At 37.2% G+C, this 17,045-nt stretch carries 15 protein-coding genes and 1 pseudogene; 3 read left to right on the top strand and 13 right to left on the bottom strand.

What is annotated here, in order from left to right:
• Positions 1–396: 396 nt before the first annotated feature.
• On the bottom strand, positions 397–981 hold the full coding sequence (locus tag ABC255_RS13885; RefSeq protein WP_412994315.1) for a general stress protein: 585 nt from the start codon (positions 979–981) through the stop codon (positions 397–399).
• A 214-nt stretch (positions 982–1,195) separates the two neighbouring features.
• Positions 1,196–2,044 (bottom strand): AraC family transcriptional regulator, encoded by an 849-nt coding sequence (locus tag ABC255_RS13880; RefSeq protein ID WP_412994313.1) that lies wholly within the window; start codon positions 2,042–2,044, stop codon positions 1,196–1,198.
• A gap of 126 nt (positions 2,045–2,170) precedes the next feature.
• Here ABC255_RS13880 and ABC255_RS13875 point away from each other — a divergent pair, with 126 nt between their 5' ends.
• Together ABC255_RS13875 and ABC255_RS13870 are read left to right on the top strand one after the other, a co-directional pair.
• Positions 2,171–3,166 (top strand): Gfo/Idh/MocA family protein, encoded by a 996-nt coding sequence (locus ABC255_RS13875; RefSeq protein WP_412994312.1) that lies wholly within the window; start codon positions 2,171–2,173, stop codon positions 3,164–3,166.
• Positions 3,167–3,185: 19 nt separating this feature from the next.
• Entirely contained in the window at positions 3,186–4,127 is a 942-nt protein-coding gene (locus ABC255_RS13870) for an aldo/keto reductase (protein WP_412994311.1), read from the top strand.
• A 264-nt stretch (positions 4,128–4,391) separates the two neighbouring features.
• Here the strand turns inward: ABC255_RS13870 and ABC255_RS13865 are convergent, their stop codons facing one another.
• The 3 genes from ABC255_RS13865 to ABC255_RS13855 form a co-directional block, all read right to left on the bottom strand.
• Positions 4,392–4,721, bottom strand: a complete 330-nt coding sequence (locus ABC255_RS13865) for a DUF1904 family protein (RefSeq protein WP_412994309.1) — start codon at positions 4,719–4,721, stop codon at positions 4,392–4,394.
• Positions 4,722–5,079: 358 nt separating this feature from the next.
• Complete coding sequence (locus ABC255_RS13860) at positions 5,080–6,696, bottom strand: DUF1593 domain-containing protein (protein WP_412994307.1); 1,617 nt, start codon at positions 6,694–6,696, stop codon at positions 5,080–5,082.
• Positions 6,697–6,978: 282 nt separating this feature from the next.
• Positions 6,979–7,515: a GNAT family N-acetyltransferase gene (locus ABC255_RS13855; RefSeq protein ID WP_412994305.1), complete on the bottom strand. Its 537-nt coding sequence runs from the start codon at positions 7,513–7,515 to the stop codon at positions 6,979–6,981.
• Positions 7,516–7,815: 300 nt separating this feature from the next.
• Here ABC255_RS13855 and ABC255_RS13850 point away from each other — a divergent pair, with 300 nt between their 5' ends.
• The gene (locus tag ABC255_RS13850) at positions 7,816–8,700 is read left to right on the top strand and encodes a DMT family transporter (protein ID WP_412994304.1); all 885 of its coding nucleotides are present in this window, start codon (positions 7,816–7,818) and stop codon (positions 8,698–8,700) included.
• Between the two features lie 54 nt (positions 8,701–8,754).
• Here the strand turns inward: ABC255_RS13850 and ABC255_RS13845 are convergent, their stop codons facing one another.
• From ABC255_RS13845 to ABC255_RS13810, 8 genes and pseudogenes are all read right to left on the bottom strand, one after another.
• The gene (locus ABC255_RS13845) at positions 8,755–9,873 is read right to left on the bottom strand and encodes a chitobiase/beta-hexosaminidase C-terminal domain-containing protein (protein ID WP_412994303.1); all 1,119 of its coding nucleotides are present in this window, start codon (positions 9,871–9,873) and stop codon (positions 8,755–8,757) included.
• Between the two features lie 45 nt (positions 9,874–9,918).
• The gene (locus tag ABC255_RS13840; protein ID WP_412994302.1) at positions 9,919–10,230 is read right to left on the bottom strand and encodes an AtuA-related protein; all 312 of its coding nucleotides are present in this window, start codon (positions 10,228–10,230) and stop codon (positions 9,919–9,921) included.
• Positions 10,211–11,548, bottom strand: coding sequence for an acyclic terpene utilization AtuA family protein (locus ABC255_RS13835; RefSeq protein WP_412994300.1), 1,338 nt, complete (start codon positions 11,546–11,548; stop codon positions 10,211–10,213). Before ABC255_RS13835 ends, ABC255_RS13840 begins: the two co-directional genes overlap by 20 nt.
• A 10-nt stretch (positions 11,549–11,558) precedes the next feature.
• Positions 11,559–12,857, bottom strand: a complete 1,299-nt coding sequence (locus ABC255_RS13830; protein ID WP_412994298.1) for a CitMHS family transporter — start codon at positions 12,855–12,857, stop codon at positions 11,559–11,561.
• A 392-nt stretch (positions 12,858–13,249) separates the two neighbouring features.
• Positions 13,250–14,674 carry a sigma-54 interaction domain-containing protein gene (locus ABC255_RS13825; RefSeq protein WP_412994297.1) on the bottom strand — a complete coding sequence of 475 codons (1,425 nt, stop codon included), beginning with the start codon at positions 14,672–14,674 and terminating at the stop codon, positions 13,250–13,252.
• Positions 14,675–15,421: 747 nt separating this feature from the next.
• The gene (locus tag ABC255_RS13820) at positions 15,422–15,862 is read right to left on the bottom strand and encodes a YybH family protein (protein ID WP_412994293.1); all 441 of its coding nucleotides are present in this window, start codon (positions 15,860–15,862) and stop codon (positions 15,422–15,424) included.
• 161 nt (positions 15,863–16,023) lie between these two features.
• Positions 16,024–16,185: pseudogene (locus ABC255_RS13815) on the bottom strand (GNAT family N-acetyltransferase); the annotation flags it as partial.
• A 107-nt stretch (positions 16,186–16,292) separates the two neighbouring features.
• Positions 16,293–16,811: a YfiT family bacillithiol transferase gene (locus ABC255_RS13810; RefSeq protein WP_412994292.1), complete on the bottom strand. Its 519-nt coding sequence runs from the start codon at positions 16,809–16,811 to the stop codon at positions 16,293–16,295.
• Between the last annotated feature and the right edge of the window lie 234 nt (positions 16,812–17,045).

Below are 17,045 nucleotides of genomic sequence, written 5' to 3'. Positions count from 1 at the left end.
GTAGCTCTCTCAATTTTTTTACACATGAGCGGCAATAATCCACACCCTTAAACTAAAGCGCTCTTTCTGGAATATCTTAAATGCCCCGAAAGTTAATAGTTATAGGATAAGACCTTTTCTTCTTTACCTCAACAAAAAGCTTGAAATTCCAATAGGTTTTATTAAACACAGGGATATCCCCTTTGTGTAATATTGGCCATTTTCTATTTCGAATTGGTGGAAGCAGCTTGTCTATCATACACCATCCTTTTTTCCTTTTAAACTTTTTTAACCACAGTATTTCGTATAGTACATTACAATAAAAATTAAGAAAACCAAGTTAGTTTCCTGCACTAGATACAATGAAAAAGGGTACCGCCTCCAGTTTGGAGACAAGTACCCTTTTCACTTCAATCCTTAAAATTTTCTGTTGTCTAAGTTCGTATTTGTTTGATTCAACGAAGTGACCGGAGTATTGTATGAATCATTTGATCTTAGAGTTACGTCTGTATCGTTTTGGTTCATACTTGTATCCACTCCTTGTCCTTCACCTAGAAGGTTTTGTCGGCGTTCCACCACAACAAGGAATTTACCATCTTTTACATAGCCTTCGTAAAGGTCCGCCTCATCTTCAGGAATTCCTAATCCAATTAAAACTCCTGCCAAGCCACCAACACCTGCTCCGGCGACCGCCCCAGTCAGGGTAGCAGCTATTGGCCCAGCTGCTACAATAGGTCCGATACCTGGTATTGCAAGGGCACCTACCCCTGCAAGCAGTCCTAATATTCCACCAAGTGCCCCACCTGTTGCAGCTCCAGTAAGAGCACTTTTTTCAGTTGTCGTACCAGTAGTATCATTAATGTCTTTAACAACGTCTTTGTCTTTCCCGATAACTGAAATATCTTCGGAAGCATAACCCTGTCGTTTTAAATCTTCCACCGCCTGAATAACCTCTTGTTCAGTATCGTAAACTCCCACCAAATGCTTTTCATGTTCGTACATTGAAATTCCTCCTTTGGATTTGTTGTCCTTATTTTAGTTACCCGTCCTGAGAAGGAATGAAACATTCATTTTATCATCGCTTTGGCAATTTCAATATTTTTCAAACAGGACCGTTTTTATCTGTAAGTATTTTTATAGGTACACACCATCTCTCATGGATTATCTTGCTTTAACCCGTTTACTGAGTTGCCAAAGGGGGGAACAAACATCCTTTCTACTTCTGTGATTTAAAAGGATATAGCTCGCGGTAATTGGTCGGTGTCATTCCTTCATGTTTTAAAAAGCGTTTGTTAAAATAGCTGATAGTCGGATAGCCTGCTTTTAGAGCAATTTCTTTAATGGTCATTTCTTTATGGTCAAGCAGCAATTGTTTACTCAGTTGAAGTCGGCATAATGTAATGAACTCCATTGGCGTCATTTGGGTATCCCGTTTAAAAAGGCGACAAAAATAATAGGTGCTCACACCTGCTTGTTCCGCCCAGTAATCCAATTCAAATGGTTCACAAGCTTTACTTTGCATCAAGGGAAGTAAGACCTGAATTCGATTGTCCAACTCCTGCTTTCGGTCGGAAGTCCGGGGTACTACATTTGTTATGAATTCCATTAAGAACGTATAGGTGAGAGTGGACAACCGGGACAAATGCAAAAAACTATTTTTCTCCGCTTCAAGGAGCAGCTGCTCATGAGCCTCTTCTACTGGCTTCATATGTTGGATATTCCATAGTGAATGTCGGTTAAACCCTTTTTCTGATAAAAATGGATGGAGAACGCTTCCATAAAAATGCACCCATCGAATATCCCACGGGTCTTGATGACTGCTATAATAACGCTGTTCCTGCATCGGAAAATACAAAAAAGCATCCCCCCGCTTCAAGGAAAATTGTTTTCCGTCTATTTCTATATAGCCAGTTCCTGAAACAATAAAGTGAATATTAAAATTATTAAGCGTACCTACCTTTCTATCTACCTGATGTTCCGGCTCATCCCAATACCATCCGATCGATTCGGGGAGCACCATATATTCGTTATTATTGAGTGTAGGTAATAGATATTGTCGAAGCATGTTCTATCACTCTTTCCATAGCAATATTGTTTCATATGTAAGGCAAAAAGATTTTATTTTTATTTTATTATGAGTTTAATATAATGACAATATAGTAATATTCTTACATAAAAGGAGAGGAACAGAATGAAAAAAATTCGTTGGGGAATTATTGGCTGCGCCGGCATCGCAAAGCACTCGGTTATACCTGGAATCCAGAAATCTGAAACCGGCGAAGTCGCTGCCATCGCTAGCCGCGGATTGGACAAGGCCAAGCAAACAGCGGAGGAATTGACTATACCGACCGCTTATGGTAGCTATGAAGAATTACTTGCTGATCCTACTATTGAAGCCGTTTACATTCCACTGCCCAACCATATGCATAAAGAATGGGTAATTCGTGCAGCAGAAGCTGGAAAACATGTATTGTGCGAAAAGCCATTAGCGCTTACTGCACAGGAAGCACAAGAAATGGCAGCGGCTTGCGAAAAAGCCGGTGTTGTATTTGCCGAAGCGTTTATGTACCGATATCATCCGCGTTATAACGTCATTCACGACATTATTCGATCGGGTGAAATTGGCGAGATTCGCGGAATTCATGGCACCTTTACCTTTAACAATGCAAAGGACAAGAACAATATTCGATATAAACAAGATTGGGGCGGCGGTTCGCTATACGATGTAGGTGTATATCCAATTAGTGCAGCACGGATGTTGTTAAACGAAGAGCCGCAGGCTGCAACGGTTCATGCTCTATTGTCTGAAGAGCATGATTATGTCGATATGATGGCCTCTGGCATTTTAGAGTTTAATAAAGGTGTTGCTTTAACGTTTGATTGCGGCATGTGGGCGGCATTCAGAAATACCCTTGAAGTCTTAGGAACAGATGGACGAATTGAAGTTCCGAGCGCCTTTGTGGTAAATCAGGATGAAAGAGATAACTTTTTTGTCCATACAAAGGATGGACGTAGAGAAGTAGAAGTTCCTCGCTTGAACCAATATGCCTTGCAGGCAGATGCTATAGGAAGAAGTATTCGTAACGGAGAACCACTTCCTTTTCCAGCATCAGATGCCGTCCTGAATATGAAAGTGTTGGATGCTTGTTTGACATCGGCACGGGAACGCCGTCGTGTGGAAATTTAACAAATTGGAGGTTGAAATAATGAAAACGATTACGATTCCAGGGCTAACAAAACCAGTAACAACCCTTATTCAAGGCTCAGACTATTTTAGGCCAAGTGTGTATGAGCAAGTTTGCCAAGTGCTGGACCGTTTTTTCGCCATAGGCGGGAATACGATTGACACCGCCCATATTTACTGTGGCGGTGAGAGTGAAGTGGCAATTGGGCAGTGGATGAAGGAGCGAAACAATCGTGAAGATGTGGTGATTTTAACGAAAGGGGCTCACCACGACCAGAACGGCACCCGTGTAAATCCTGAAGCAATTTCAAAGGATCTATTTGAGAGTTTAGAAAGGCTTGGAACAGATTATATCGATTTATATGCGTTGCATCGTGATGACCAGAATGTCCCGGTTAACGTCATTATTGATGCCTTAAATGAGCATATTGCCGCTGGAAGAATTAAAGCGATAGGCGGGTCGAATTGGACGGTTCAAAGGTTGCAGGAAGCGAATGAATATGCCGCAGCTAATGGGTTGGTCGGATTTACTTTCAGCAGTCCCAATCTAAGCTTAGCCAAAGCGAAAGAACCGTTTTGGGCTGGCTGTGTATCCGCTGATGCAGCTGATTGCCAATGGCATGAAAAATATCAGATCCCGCTTTTGTCGTGGTCTTCCCAAGCAAGAGGTTTCTTTACAGGTCGGTTCTCGTCAAATGATTACAGCAATGCGGATCTTGTTCGCGTATTCTACAGTGATGAAAACTGGGAACGTCTGCGACGCGCTGAAGAGCTTGCAAAAGAAAAAGGTGTCAGCACCATTCAAATCGCACTTGCATATGTTCTCAATCAACCATTTCCATCCTGTGCCCTAATCGGTGCTCAAAATGAAGCAGAATTGCACTCTTGTTATGAAGGATCCAAAATTGTTTTAACACAAGAAGAGATAAAATGGCTGGAAGATGTTGCAATAAGTGTGAGATAATGCGCTTTCTCTTTTTATTAAAAGATTAGAAGGTTTCCTTTTGTTAAAGAGGAAGCCTTTTTTAGTAGCCAATTAGTTTTATTAAGAAAGTGTCATTTGTATTTTTCATAATTTAATCACTAGTATTAATGTCTAATCCACTAGTTTAAAGTTTACTTCATATCTCTTAGATTTTTCCTTTTATAACATTTACAATATCAAAGAGATTCCCTTAAACTCATAATAAAAAAATGGTTGGTTCTAAGGGACTATCAAAAAAAATTATTATTCAAAATTCTTCCCATTCAAATAATAAGCAGACTCTAGAAAGACAGTAAAAGCAATTTCCACCTCGGGAATACCCTGTGAATGAATGTAATTCGTCATAATTTTTGCAAATTGATCCTGAATTTCCTGGCCACGATCAAACCATTTCACTTCGATGAAAGGAAATCCAGGGACTTCCTCTTGATTAAAAATATAAGAAGAGTGGATTATTTCTAATATAAAATTGTCAGTTTCACAATTACAAAGGTCTGCTAGTTCCTGAACCAATGGAGCACTAATTTTTTTTACTTTATCAACTGTAATTCCTTTAAAAATTAATTGCGGCATTTCAATTCCTCCCATAAAATTTATACTCTGTAGGTAACCAGTATAAAGTTAGTTGTATTCAATCAAGTCTGACCAAATGTGCAGACCTCCGGATATATTGATGATATACTTTTTAAATATCTAAAAATATATGGTGTTAAATTTGGTTTATTTATTTGATATTAATTTTCCTTTTGATTTGTATTATTTTATTTTTCACTTTTAATAAACTTTATATTAGAACTTCAACCATGTCCATATGCGAAATTTGTTTAAAGAAATAGAGAAGCCAAGGATACCTCTTCCTTGGCTTCTCTAAAATAGATTAAAATATTTTCTGAGACTTTTCAAAATTACTACTTATCCAATAAATGTTTTTTTATTTAACTGTTAATATAACGCGCTGATAATGTTTTAGTCCATGTACTCCGTCGTCTTGTACTTCTGCAATAATATGAATCGTATCCCCGGATTTTGCATCTTCAGGTACCGTAAATGTAACGGTATCTGTATTACTGCCTGACAATGTAATACTGTCTGTTACTTCACCCTCTGCCAATTCACGGTGAAGTCCCAACTGTAAACTTCCTGCTAATTCTGGTTTTGTTTCTTCCTGAGGAACTTTTGAATCTTCATAGGAATCGGCTTCAAAGTATCTCCACCATTTATACGTTAGATTGTCTCCATCCGGGTCTTTAGCTTTTGCATGGAGGGTTATTTTTTGTCCTTTTTTAACCGTTAAGTCTAAGCCTTCTTTTATTACAAGTGTTGGGTTATGATTGGCGCCTTTATATTTTGAAGCAATGAGCCAATCTGCTCGGGCAGCAAAATCATCTTGAATATCGTCAAACCAGCGCATTAAAGAATATTCCGCTTCATAACGATTCGTATAGACATTGAAATCTAGAACGGTGTTTTTAAATAACTTCTCATTTTCCGCTCCAAAACGTCCACCCCAGCCGCCATAGCTTGGATCTTCCATACTTCTTAATCCATTATCAATCAGATAGAAAAAGGATGGTGAATCTCCTTCAGATATGAAATCATATCTGTTATACATAGGATTGTTCTGCAAATATTCTTCACTGCCGCGTTGCTCTTCTGGCAATTCGCCTTCAATGATATTACCGTCTCCCATTAAGGCATATAACTCCATTAATGATCCATGCCCGAATTTGATATTCTCAGCATTCCAGGCACCTTTAAGTCTACTATTTACTTCATCCGTATGATACTTCCAAGCATAGGCGAAATGCCAAAAGTTGGATCGATCATTTATAATTCTGATTTCCGACCATTGCTCGGCAATATACGAAGAATAACTATCATCCTGGTCAAGAATAATGTAAAGAACTAGTTTATCACTAACCTTTTTCTTAATACTTTCCCATTCTGCTGTATTCTCATATTCTTCCTGAATGGATTTTAATGCTCTGGCTGTTGTATTTGTCCCGCCCCAAGTCTGGACATATAAATCGCTATCATTATCATCCAAAAACAATTCTTTTAAAAACTCAGACCCTTCCGTCACTTCTTCCATTTCACCTACATTGGAAATATTCCCGATTTTTGTTACACTGCGAATATAGTCAGGTGTAGGATAACCATCTGCATGTTTAGTTAAATTTGGGTAGGCTTCTTCATATGCATCAATCATATTGTATAACCAATCAGTTCCTGTCCATCTAAAAGGTTCAATCCCTTTTTCTTTGTCACCAGCATAGTGGTAGACAGAGCTAGTAATGACGATCCCTTCTAAGTCCATCTCATTGGCATATAAAAGATATCTGAGAACAGAATTCATATCATCTACTTCGCCATCAGTTGTAATAACTGTCCTGGCTTTAGAAGTTTTCTTCTTTTTACTTTCTGCAGTCTTTAGACCTTTATTGCTCTCTTTACTGCTAGTATTCTCCAGATTATTATTTGTAAAACCACTTGCAAAAAACACACTAAATAACAATATGATGCTTAATACCAATTTCCTTGCTTTCATTTTTTACTTCCTTTCTATGTTGTTTTTTTAATAATAGGAAAAAAAAATAACCTAAACCAATACAAAGTAATGTATTGGTTTAGGTTATGCCCGTTAGGTAACATTCCTATTTCTTAAATTAAATAAATTATATTATTAATTAAAAGCGTTTGCAATATTCTAAGTACTTCTAATAGGTTGAAATAATAAAATCGTTGTTTAAAAGCAACGAAGCTCTTTTTGAATAAGACAATAAGCTGCTTTCTCCTTTGTGAAAATCTGGTAACAAGGCAGCTAATAAGACTAAAGGATTTTCATTTTTAACCATTCATTTTCCAAAATGCTCATTTCCCATAAACTCCAATATTCATCACCATTTTTTCTTGAATCTCGAAGTAAACCTTCTTTTATAAATCCTGCTTTTTCGTAACAGGCGATGGCAGAAACATTAAAGTCAAATACGCCAAGACTAACTCTATGTAGGTGAAGTTCATCAAATGCGATTTTAAGGATTTCCTTAATCATTTGTTGTCCTATTCCTTTACCTCTTGCGTTTCGATCACCGACTAAAACTTTTCCAATTCGTGCTGATTTGTTTTTTCTATCAATTTTCCCCAAAGAGATATGACCAATCGTTTCACCAGTCTTATTATCAACTACTTTATAAACCAAATCTTCTGCGTTTTTATAATTGGAATTTTCAATGTACTTTTCTAATTTTGAATCATTCAAGGGATAATCAAATCCTGGGCCTCCCCATTGAAGTAAAAATGCAGGTGAATCAATCCAATCGATAAGTTGCTTGAAATCAGAGCGTTCAAAATACCTTAGTTCTACCATAAATACCTACTCCCTTCTGTTCTTAGCTAAAAAACTAAAATGACTAATGACTGTTGAAAAAGCAGTCCAATATTATTTTACTAATATTCCGATAGTTCAAAAAGCATTTATATAGTATAATTGAAAAAATCAGTAAAGAAATAGGGGGATATCATGCCATTATCAAATATAAATTTATCCAGTTGGAAGCCCGTTTCAACTTCACCACCACCACCATTTACTCCTTTAAACCCGCTTATATTTACAACAGATTAAGAATCTGCGAATATAAGCTGTTTCGCAGATTCGAAGGAGTAGACGATGAAACAGTTTATATTATCAATGATTATTTTCGGTACAATTGGTTTAGTTGTACGACATATCGATTTATCTTCGAGTGAAATAGCTTTACTAAGTAGTTCAATCGGATGCCTATTTTTAATGTTCGTATTTCTTGTGATGAAAAAATCCATTCCATGGAAATTAGTGAAAGCTAATGCCTCTGTCGTAATTCTTTCTGCTATTGCATTAGGAGGCAATTGGATTTTCTTATATCAATCCTACAGTTATACATCCATTACTAACGCAACATTGGCGTATTACTTTGCACCTGTGTTTGTGATGATTCTCTCGCCAATTATCCTTCATGAACCATTACCTATCAAAAAAATGGTTTGCGTGGGTGTAGCGATAGTAGGTATGTTATTGATTGTTGGAAATGGCATAAGTGCATCTGGAAAAGGTGACCTACTTGGGATCTTTTTTGGATTAGTTGCAGCTGCATTTTACGCTGCATTAATGTTATTAAATAAGTTTATTAAAAACATGACCAGGCTAGAGTTTACCATCATCCAACTTGGAACAACTGCTTTACTTCTCTTACCATATGTGCTTTTTACCGAGGGATTCAATGCCTTGGGAGTATCAAGATCTTCCATTCCCTTTATCATACTGTTAGGGATTATAAACACTGGTATTGGGTTTTGGTTATTCTTCTCAGGTATGCAAAAGTTAAAGGGACAGAGTATTGCTATGCTAAGCTATGTAGATCCATTTGTAGCTATACTGATTTCAGGGGTAATCTTAAAAGAACAATTGACCATTATTCAAATGTTTGGTGGGGTATTGCTTTTAGGTTCCACATTTGTTAGCGAAAATCAATCTATGAAGTTTTCGAAACCATTAATGAAAAAAATGGTTAAATAACGTAAAAAAACAGTGGGAAGCATTCGTTTCCCACTGTTTTTGCTCTTTCCAGAATTAATTAGAAGACTTAGATTGTTTAAATACCCATTCAATCATTTCTTTGTTTTCATATGCAGGAACCCATGATCCATGGTTATATTTCAGCTCAGAAGGATACTCAGTGTAAATTGGGTTTCCTCGAGTATTCCTCAAAGCATCTATTGCATTTCGTGTGAAGGAAACAGGGATTACAGCATCATCTTCTGCGTGAAAAGCCCAAATCGGTTTATTTGCAATGGATTGTACCTTATTTGGATCCGCACCCCCGGCAATTGGGACCATTGCAGCAAATAAATCAGGATAAGCAATATTCAGATTAAAGGTACCAAATCCACCTTGAGATAAACCTGTCGAGTACAAGCGGTTGCTATCAATATTATAAGTATCCCTAACCTTCTGTAGTATTTCGTATGCCTTCTGCAAATCACTTGAAAACTCAAAAACCCGGCTTAAATTTACGATATTATTAGAATCCCGCGTAACCGTAAATCCACCATCAGGAACATTCCTTGCTTGAGGTGCCAGGACAAATGCTTGATGCTTTGCTTGGTTCTCAGGTGCTGCCCAAACGACCGCTCCATCATTAGCTGTTATGTGCTTAACATTATCATCACCACGTTCTCCCCCACCATGTAGGAATAATACAAGCGGATAAGATTTAGTTGGATTATAATTCTCTGGCACATAAAGACGATAAGGCATAGACTCGTATTCAAAACTCAAAAATTTAGAGGCAAGTGCTTCTCTTGTCACAAAGTCATATGAGAACGTAGCTATTTCACTTTTCGTTTTCCCTTTGCTGACTTCTAAAGCTTGACTGCTACTATCTCCTCTAATGGCAATCGCTTTAATCGTAATATCATTTTTTATTGTAAAAGGCTTAGTGAATAGAATACTATCTTTTGTAGGCATACTTCCATCGAGTGTATAGTAGATGCTTACACCCGGTGTAGAAGAACTTAGTTCTACAGTTTGCTCCATAAAATAAGAGCCTTCTGCTAATGAAGAAACTGGTGGAGCAACTTCTCCCTTGCTTTTAGTGTCTTTTGCAAGAGCTGTTATTGATAAGCCAGGTAGTATCAGTAAAGCAAGCAGAACAACACCTATTATTTTTTTTAGTTGAAAATTACTCATCGATCATTACCTCCAATTATGTTATTTGGGAACCCGCTTTAGAATCTAACAATCTATTTCCATCTCCAATAAAGCATAACTTAAGCTCTTCCCATGAGTATCCGTACTTAAAGAAGTGGTTACTCCTCCCAGTAAAGCCTGATGACATACGAATTGTAGTGCAGCTATATTTGGAACCTCGTACCGGATTACATTTCCTTCAACTATTTCCTTTAAATGGTCTTTCACTTTTTCGGCGGTCACTTTTTCACACAGTACTTGATAATCTTGTTCATTATAAGGAATAAGCGATAACATTAAAGTATTTCCTTTGTCCCCCGCACGGCTGTGAGCTACTTCATACAATTTTTTCTTCATTCTTTACACTCTCCCTAATAACAACAGACGTATTTATTTTGTCGCGTGAGATCAAAGTAGACACAATGCCAATTACCTCATTCGTATACTTTCGGGCTCCTCCTCCCCCAGCAGGTCCATTCGTATAAAGTGCTTCAACTTCTTCCCCGATTTTTGCCGCATTCTCTATCGTTTGAGCCTTCCCGGCTACTCTAAGCCTTATCTCATAAGGAACTTCATTTTGACTAAACGATGTTCGATGAACCGAAGTACTTCCAATGTAATCAATACGAAGTTCAGAAAAATCATCCTTTAGTCTTTCATACATAACCTCACCGGCCAGTTTTGCTCTACCCAACGCATTCATTCCAGCATAAGAAATTTCACCCTCCCCGACGTATCCGGCATGGTAACCTACACTAACCTTTAGAGTGTCCGGTTTCTTTTTACCAGTACAGCCAGAAACTTCTATGGTATCAGGTGCTAGCTCTCTCAAACTGACCGTTGTAAAATCTGCAATTACATCAGGTGTCATATATTCATTCGGATTCGTTACTTCATACAGAAGCTGCTCTTTAGCAGTCGCTAACGAGATGATTCCTCCCGTTCCCTGTACTTTACTGATGATAGCTGTCCCATCACAATCAACATCAGCATATGGAAAACCTAAATTAGCAAAGTTTGGAACGTCTTTTTTTCCGGGATCCGCAAAATATCCTCCACAAATTTGACTTCCACACTCTAACAAGTGACCTACTACTGTCCCTTGTGCAATCCGATTTGCATCATCCAATGACCAACCATAATGATGAATCATTGGTGCGACAAATAAAGAAGGGTCGGCAACTCGTCCAGTGATGATGACATTTGCACCTGATTCCAAAGCAGGCAATATCGCCTTAACACCCAGGTAAGCGTTTGCCGAAATTAGCGGTCCAAAAGAAGATAATGGTTTATCGACTTCTAGTGCGTTTTCCTCGAAATTAATTGAGTGGAAGACATCATCTCCTGTAACTGCAGCCACTTTGACTGAAACTCCGAGTTTTCTTGCCAATTCTACAATCTTTTCAGCTGCCCCAATAGGATTGGCTGCCCCCATATTCGTTATAAGCCGAACTTTATTTTTACTGATGACAGGTAAAAGGAGCTCCATTCTCTTTTCTAATAAGGGATCATACCCCAACAAAGGATTTTGAAGTCTCCGTTTTTGAGCCAAAGCAATGGTTCGTTCAGCTAGACATTCCAATACTAGATAATCTAGCTTTCCGTTTTCTGCTAAAACAACTGCCGGTTCCAATCGATCTCCTGAAAATCCTGCTCCAGAACCGATTCTTATCATACATACCACCTCAAATAGATATAGCTCCTGTTACTAGAGCAATTATTGTCATTACGATTGTTGTTGCAAAAGCCCATTTAAATATAAAACGCTGATGCTCTCCTAAATTCACGCCAGCTAATCCAACAAGAATAAAAGTGGACGCTGTTAGAGGGCTCAATGGAAATCCTGTTGTCATTTGGCCAAGTATCGCTGCCCGTCCAATTTCAATAGGGTCAATTCCAAAACTAATAGCCGCTTCACTAATGACTGGCAGAACACCAAAATAATAAGCATCTGGAGTAAAAACAAGACTGAGAGGCATACTCGTAATCGCTACAATTAACGGTAAAAACCCTGCAATTTGTTCAGGGATAACGGAAACCATCGACGATGCCATTGCATCAATCATTTTCGTTCCTGTAAAGATACCCGTGAAAATACCTGCAGCAAAAATCATTGTTGAAACCATTACAACACTACTTGCATGGCTAGACAGTCGTTCCTGCTGTTCTTCTAATTTTGGGTAATTTACAAGTAAAGCAATAACAAACGCAACAATAAATAGGACAGGCATCGGTAGCCATGCCATTACCAAAGCAATAAGAAGTAAAATGGTTAACATTAAATTGAACCAAAATAGTTGTGGTTTCCTGCCTTCAATTGCAGCCGCATGTTCAGACATAAAATCCTCATAATTGCCCTTTGTATCAATAATTCCTAGCCTCGCACGCTCTTTTTTCCCAAGCCAGTATGCTGAAAACAAAACCCATACTATGCCGCCGATCATGGCAGGAAGGACAGGATTGAATAAGTTCGCAGAATCTGTATTTAGCATTGACATTGCTCGTGCCGTAGGACCGCCCCATGGTGCAATATTCATAACACCTGCCCCTAACGCGACGACACCAGATAATACAAGAGGATTCATATTTAGCCTCTTATAAAGGGGAAGAAATGCTGTAATCGTTATCATAAATGTAGATGCACCATCTCCGTCCAAGGCAACAAGCATGGTAACTATGGCTGTACCGATGACAATCTTCAGTGGATCTCCTTTAACAATACGAATCATTCGAGAAATAATTGGATCAAAAAGTCCTGCATCCATCATCAGTCCAAAATACAAAACAGCAAACGCTACCATAATTCCCGTAGGTGCAACTTTTTGAATTCCTTCCAGCATCATAGGTCCAAGTTCGGCACCAAATCCGCTAATCAGACCAAAAATAATCGGTACAAGTACAAGAGCTATAATGACAGACATCCGCTTCGTCATAATTAAGAAAAGAAATGTCCCAATCGTTAGGAAGCCTACTAAAGCTAACATCAAATTCCCCCAATCTCCTTTTGATTTCTGACCTTCCCCTTATTCCAAAACTCTTGCTAATAATAAAGCTTTTAATGATACCCCCATTTCAAAAACTATTAAGTTACTTATCTTTAATACTTGCAATTAGCGTGCCAAAAATGTGATCATATCACTTAATGAGTCATTATATATTCAAAATCCCCTTATTTTTTACGGGTTTCACTTTATAGGTAAAAAAATAAAAATAGAGAGCGCTATCAAAATAGGCACTCTCTCACCTGGATATCTTATTGAAATTTCTAAATTTTTAGAAAAAACTATTAACAACTGATTTAACTTGTTATCCACTGTTACAGTACTATTCATGATTTCTAATATTTTAGAATTAAAATGAACAAGATTCTAAAACATTAGAAATCTATGTTATATCGTTTGAGTTTGTTGTATAAAGTAGCGAGTGAAATCCCTAACGAGTTTGCTGCCTTTTTCTTTTCTTCAATGTCGCTACCAAATCTCTTTAATGTTTCAATAATAAACTTTCTTTCTGTTTCCTCCATGGCTTCTTTTAATGATTGTTTAGTCGAATGATCCTTTGATTCATATATGCTGACATGCTTTTTTATAATAAGTTCAGGCAGATGTTCAATCTTTATCTCCGTACCCTCTGCCATGCAGGATGCATAATCAATAACATTTTTTAATTCGCGTACATTCCCCGGCCATTCATACTGTTCCAATAAATTCATGGTTTCTCTGCTAATGGTATACTCGTATGGGGAGTTTTCGATTGATAGGTTCACCTGGGATGAACGGAGCATCGAATAGATAAGGTCAGATATATCTTCCTTACGCTCCCGTAAAGGCGGTAGTTGGAGAGTGATAACATTTAGTCTGTAGAATAAATCTTCTCTGAAGTGAGTCTTTTTGACCAACTGCTGCAAGTCACGATGGGTTGCTGCAATAATCCTTACATCTATGCTCCTTTCATTTGTTTCTCCCACTCTACGAATTTTTCTTTCTTGCAATACCCTTAACAGTTTTGCCTGAAGATCATAGGACATATCACCTATTTCATCGAGAAAAATAGTTCCGTTATTCGCCATCTCAAATAGACCGATTTTACCGCCCTTTTTAGCATTGGTGAAGGCCCCGTCCCCATAACCGAATAGCTCGCTTTCTAAAAGAGCCGATGGTATCGCAGCACAATTGACAGGGATAAAAGGTTGATCTTTCCTGCTACTTTCATTATGAATCGCTTGAGCAAATAACTCCTTTCCAGTACCACTTTCACCTGTAATGAGGATAGGCAAAATCGCATTCGCTACCCTTTCTGCCACATAAACGGCTTCTTTCAGACCACCATTTCTTCCAATAATTTGGTTGAGTGTGTACTTTGCTTGATAAAGAGAATCTATTTTATTTTTTAGTTGATTTAATTTTTCCCCATTTTTCTTCAACTCCAGGGATAGTTTATGTACTTCAGTCAGACTTTTGCAGACTGATACAGCCCCTATGACCTTATCGTTAATAATAATTGGCGCCATATCAACAATATATTCCCGTTTATCCGTTTTCCGATAAACTCCCACCCTGCACTTTCTATCTATTAATATCTCAGGCAGCTGTGCACCTGGTCTATATTCTCTCAACTTTTTTCCAATAATATCAGGGGTCACACCTGTAATTTGTGTATACTCAGGGTTGATAAGTCTTACAAAACCCTCATGATCGATGACTAGGACTCCATCATTAATTGAATGGACAATTGCCTTCCACCAGTCGATCTGTTTTTCCAAAGAAAATTCTGTATATTGATTCTTAATTCTTTCAGGCATACATTTCACTTCCATTCTCCATCTTGTTTACTCTTATCGCCTGGGATTGGATAATACCAAATAAATAATGGTACAATTTTATACTTGGAATCGTTCATAGTTTTCCCTTCGACAAAAAGTCACAAAAAACCTGCTCTAGCTTTCAATTAAATAAAAAATGTTGGATGTATTAACTTGATGATTGTTGTTTTCTATATAGTCATTTACATGGAAATAAGTTACAATTAATATATACTGATAATTATGGAAATTCGCTGTAACAAAGGGGCGCTATTGTTGAATTCTCTAAAACAGTTTTTCAAATGGCTTTTTAAACGAGGTTCTAATAATATTAGTAGATTAATATCTTTTGTATTTGTTTTTATCGCTGTTCTATTTTTCGACTATAATCTCATAAACAAAAATCCACTATTGCTTATACCTTTATTTTTTATTTTACTCGTTCTAAATCAATTAATTGAAAGCTTACTAGGAAAGATACTAAGGGACAAAAATACGGAGATTGGATTCGGTTACTTTGTATTAGCAATCATGATAATAACAGGAGTATCCGCAACTTTAAATTAAATGCAAAAAAATTCCTTAGATAAAAGTCGATGAGGTAACTAAAAGCTCAATCTTTTGAATAATGCACTGTTAATTCAAAAAGAAGCAGCGATGCCTTGTTTAAGCATCGCCGCCTTCAGTAAAAGATGATTTGGAATATAAGTATTGTTTCCATTCCTATTAGTAAGGCATAAAAGCAATTTATTTCAAGTTAAAAATCCCTTTACCAGTTTCCATATTTATAGGCAATGATGAGTGTTCATGAGTTATAACCCAAGATTCATTCATTTTTTTCAAACAATATGTGAACCGATTTGTCATTTGGCGGAGTTTCTCACCTGATTCTTCTTGGTGAGCAGCAAAGGTTACTGCACAATGAACAAAGGCAAGATTTGCATTTTCTTCAAATACTAGGTCATTAAAATCAACTTTAAGTAAAACACCATCTTCACTCAATCCATTAAACCACCCTACCACATTTTCCTTCCATGAAGAAATACCTTTGATCTCCCAGTTCCCCCAGCAATCATAAATATGCATTTCGGGAGCATACATCGATATGAATCTTTCAACATCTTTTTCGTAAATTGCTTTTTTGTAATTTTCAAGTACGTCTTGAACTTTTAAAAAAACCTCCGTCATTAAGTTCATCCCCTTTACTAATTTCAGATTAATTATATTCAAACATTTTTTCCTTCTTTAAGTTAACTCATCCGTTAGTTAATAAGATTTTAAACTGCTCCATTAGTAGAACAAGGAGAGCCATTGAAGCATCTAGTGATATTCAATTATAGCCGTTAATTTTATAAAAATTTAGACATATAGTATTCATCGACAAAATTGCCGTCAATATAAAGAGAATGTCTTTTTGTTCCTTCGATATCAAATCCCATTTTTTTATATAACCTTATTCCGGCTTCATTACGGGTTACTACGGTTAATTCTAAACGATGAACATTGTGTTCCGTTGTGGGTTCACAATAACCTCACCCGTTAATGGAATAAGAAAAAAGAGTTCCACATTATTGTAGAAACCACCCGTTACTTTACGTGTAATAGTTCACAAAGTTCATTACCAGCCCTTACGATTACATAAAGAAGTAATATGTGCAAGATGGTGTCGCCCGTGCCAAGCGTAGATTCCTATATTTTTACCTACTGAAACTTCACCTGAATCTGGGTGGATAAATGTCTTTTCCATATCAGCTGGAATTAGACTAAGTAAAAGATCTGTCCAGCGTATGTGCAATGCTTCGAGCAAAGATAGTGAAATATCAATTGGTAGCTTATAATCAGAAAGTTCCGCCCACTTCGTTTCTTCATATGGCTTAATTACAGGTTTTTCTTCTGTAAGAGCCAATTTAAAGCGAACGTAGGCATTCATATGACTATCTGCAAGGTGATGTATTACTTGTCGAACAGTCCACCCTCCTGGACGATAAGGTGTATCAAGCTGCTCGTTATCTAAGTCTTTTACAACATCTCGTAATAATATTGGTAAATCTTTAATCTCATTTATCCAATTCTTTGTAATGCTGTTAGTAATCTCACCATCAAATTGAAAATTGCCGATTGGATACTTCATATCCATCTACTATTCCTCCTAAAATCCCCTTGATTTTTGTGGCCAACTAAATGAATCGTTTAATAATATATAATTCTGCATCAATTCCTTTAAATCCTTTACGCCTTATATGTGATTCAACTAACCTTCTTCGTTTGTTGAATAACAAAAACAGAACCCTTTTAAAGCAATGCCCTAGGGTGTATACCTAAATAGCTGCCATTAATGAGGATAACGCATGCCTCCTAGTTCATAAAGTGA

The organism is Neobacillus canaveralius (genome assembly GCF_047237705.1).
Lineage (GTDB): Bacteria > Bacillota > Bacilli > Bacillales > Cytobacillaceae > Neobacillus > Neobacillus niacini_K.
This window is presented reverse-complemented; position numbering and strand designations above follow the sequence as displayed.

Excerpts from the sequence above, each read along its gene's own strand:
- ABC255_RS13845 (WP_412994303.1), bottom strand. The coding sequence starts at position 9,873 with ATGAGTAATTTTCAACTAAAAAAAATAATAGGTGTTGTTCTGCTTGCT.
- ABC255_RS13835 (WP_412994300.1), bottom strand. The coding sequence starts at position 11,548 with ATGATAAGAATCGGTTCTGGAGCAGGATTTTCAGGAGATCGATTGGAA.
- ABC255_RS13860 (WP_412994307.1), bottom strand. The coding sequence starts at position 6,696 with ATGAAAGCAAGGAAATTGGTATTAAGCATCATATTGTTATTTAGTGTG.
- ABC255_RS13865 (WP_412994309.1), bottom strand. The coding sequence starts at position 4,721 with ATGCCGCAATTAATTTTTAAAGGAATTACAGTTGATAAAGTAAAAAAA.
- ABC255_RS13885 (WP_412994315.1), bottom strand. The coding sequence starts at position 981 with ATGTACGAACATGAAAAGCATTTGGTGGGAGTTTACGATACTGAACAA.
- ABC255_RS13820 (WP_412994293.1), bottom strand. The coding sequence starts at position 15,862 with ATGACGGAGGTTTTTTTAAAAGTTCAAGACGTACTTGAAAATTACAAA.
- ABC255_RS13850 (WP_412994304.1), top strand. The coding sequence starts at position 7,816 with ATGAAACAGTTTATATTATCAATGATTATTTTCGGTACAATTGGTTTA.
- ABC255_RS13855 (WP_412994305.1), bottom strand. The coding sequence starts at position 7,515 with ATGGTAGAACTAAGGTATTTTGAACGCTCTGATTTCAAGCAACTTATC.
- ABC255_RS13875 (WP_412994312.1), top strand. The coding sequence starts at position 2,171 with ATGAAAAAAATTCGTTGGGGAATTATTGGCTGCGCCGGCATCGCAAAG.
- ABC255_RS13840 (WP_412994302.1), bottom strand. The coding sequence starts at position 10,230 with ATGAAGAAAAAATTGTATGAAGTAGCTCACAGCCGTGCGGGGGACAAA.
- ABC255_RS13880 (WP_412994313.1), bottom strand. The coding sequence starts at position 2,044 with ATGCTTCGACAATATCTATTACCTACACTCAATAATAACGAATATATG.
- ABC255_RS13825 (WP_412994297.1), bottom strand. The coding sequence starts at position 14,674 with ATGCCTGAAAGAATTAAGAATCAATATACAGAATTTTCTTTGGAAAAA.
- ABC255_RS13810 (WP_412994292.1), bottom strand. The coding sequence starts at position 16,811 with ATGGATATGAAGTATCCAATCGGCAATTTTCAATTTGATGGTGAGATT.
- ABC255_RS13830 (WP_412994298.1), bottom strand. The coding sequence starts at position 12,857 with ATGTTAGCTTTAGTAGGCTTCCTAACGATTGGGACATTTCTTTTCTTA.
- ABC255_RS13870 (WP_412994311.1), top strand. The coding sequence starts at position 3,186 with ATGAAAACGATTACGATTCCAGGGCTAACAAAACCAGTAACAACCCTT.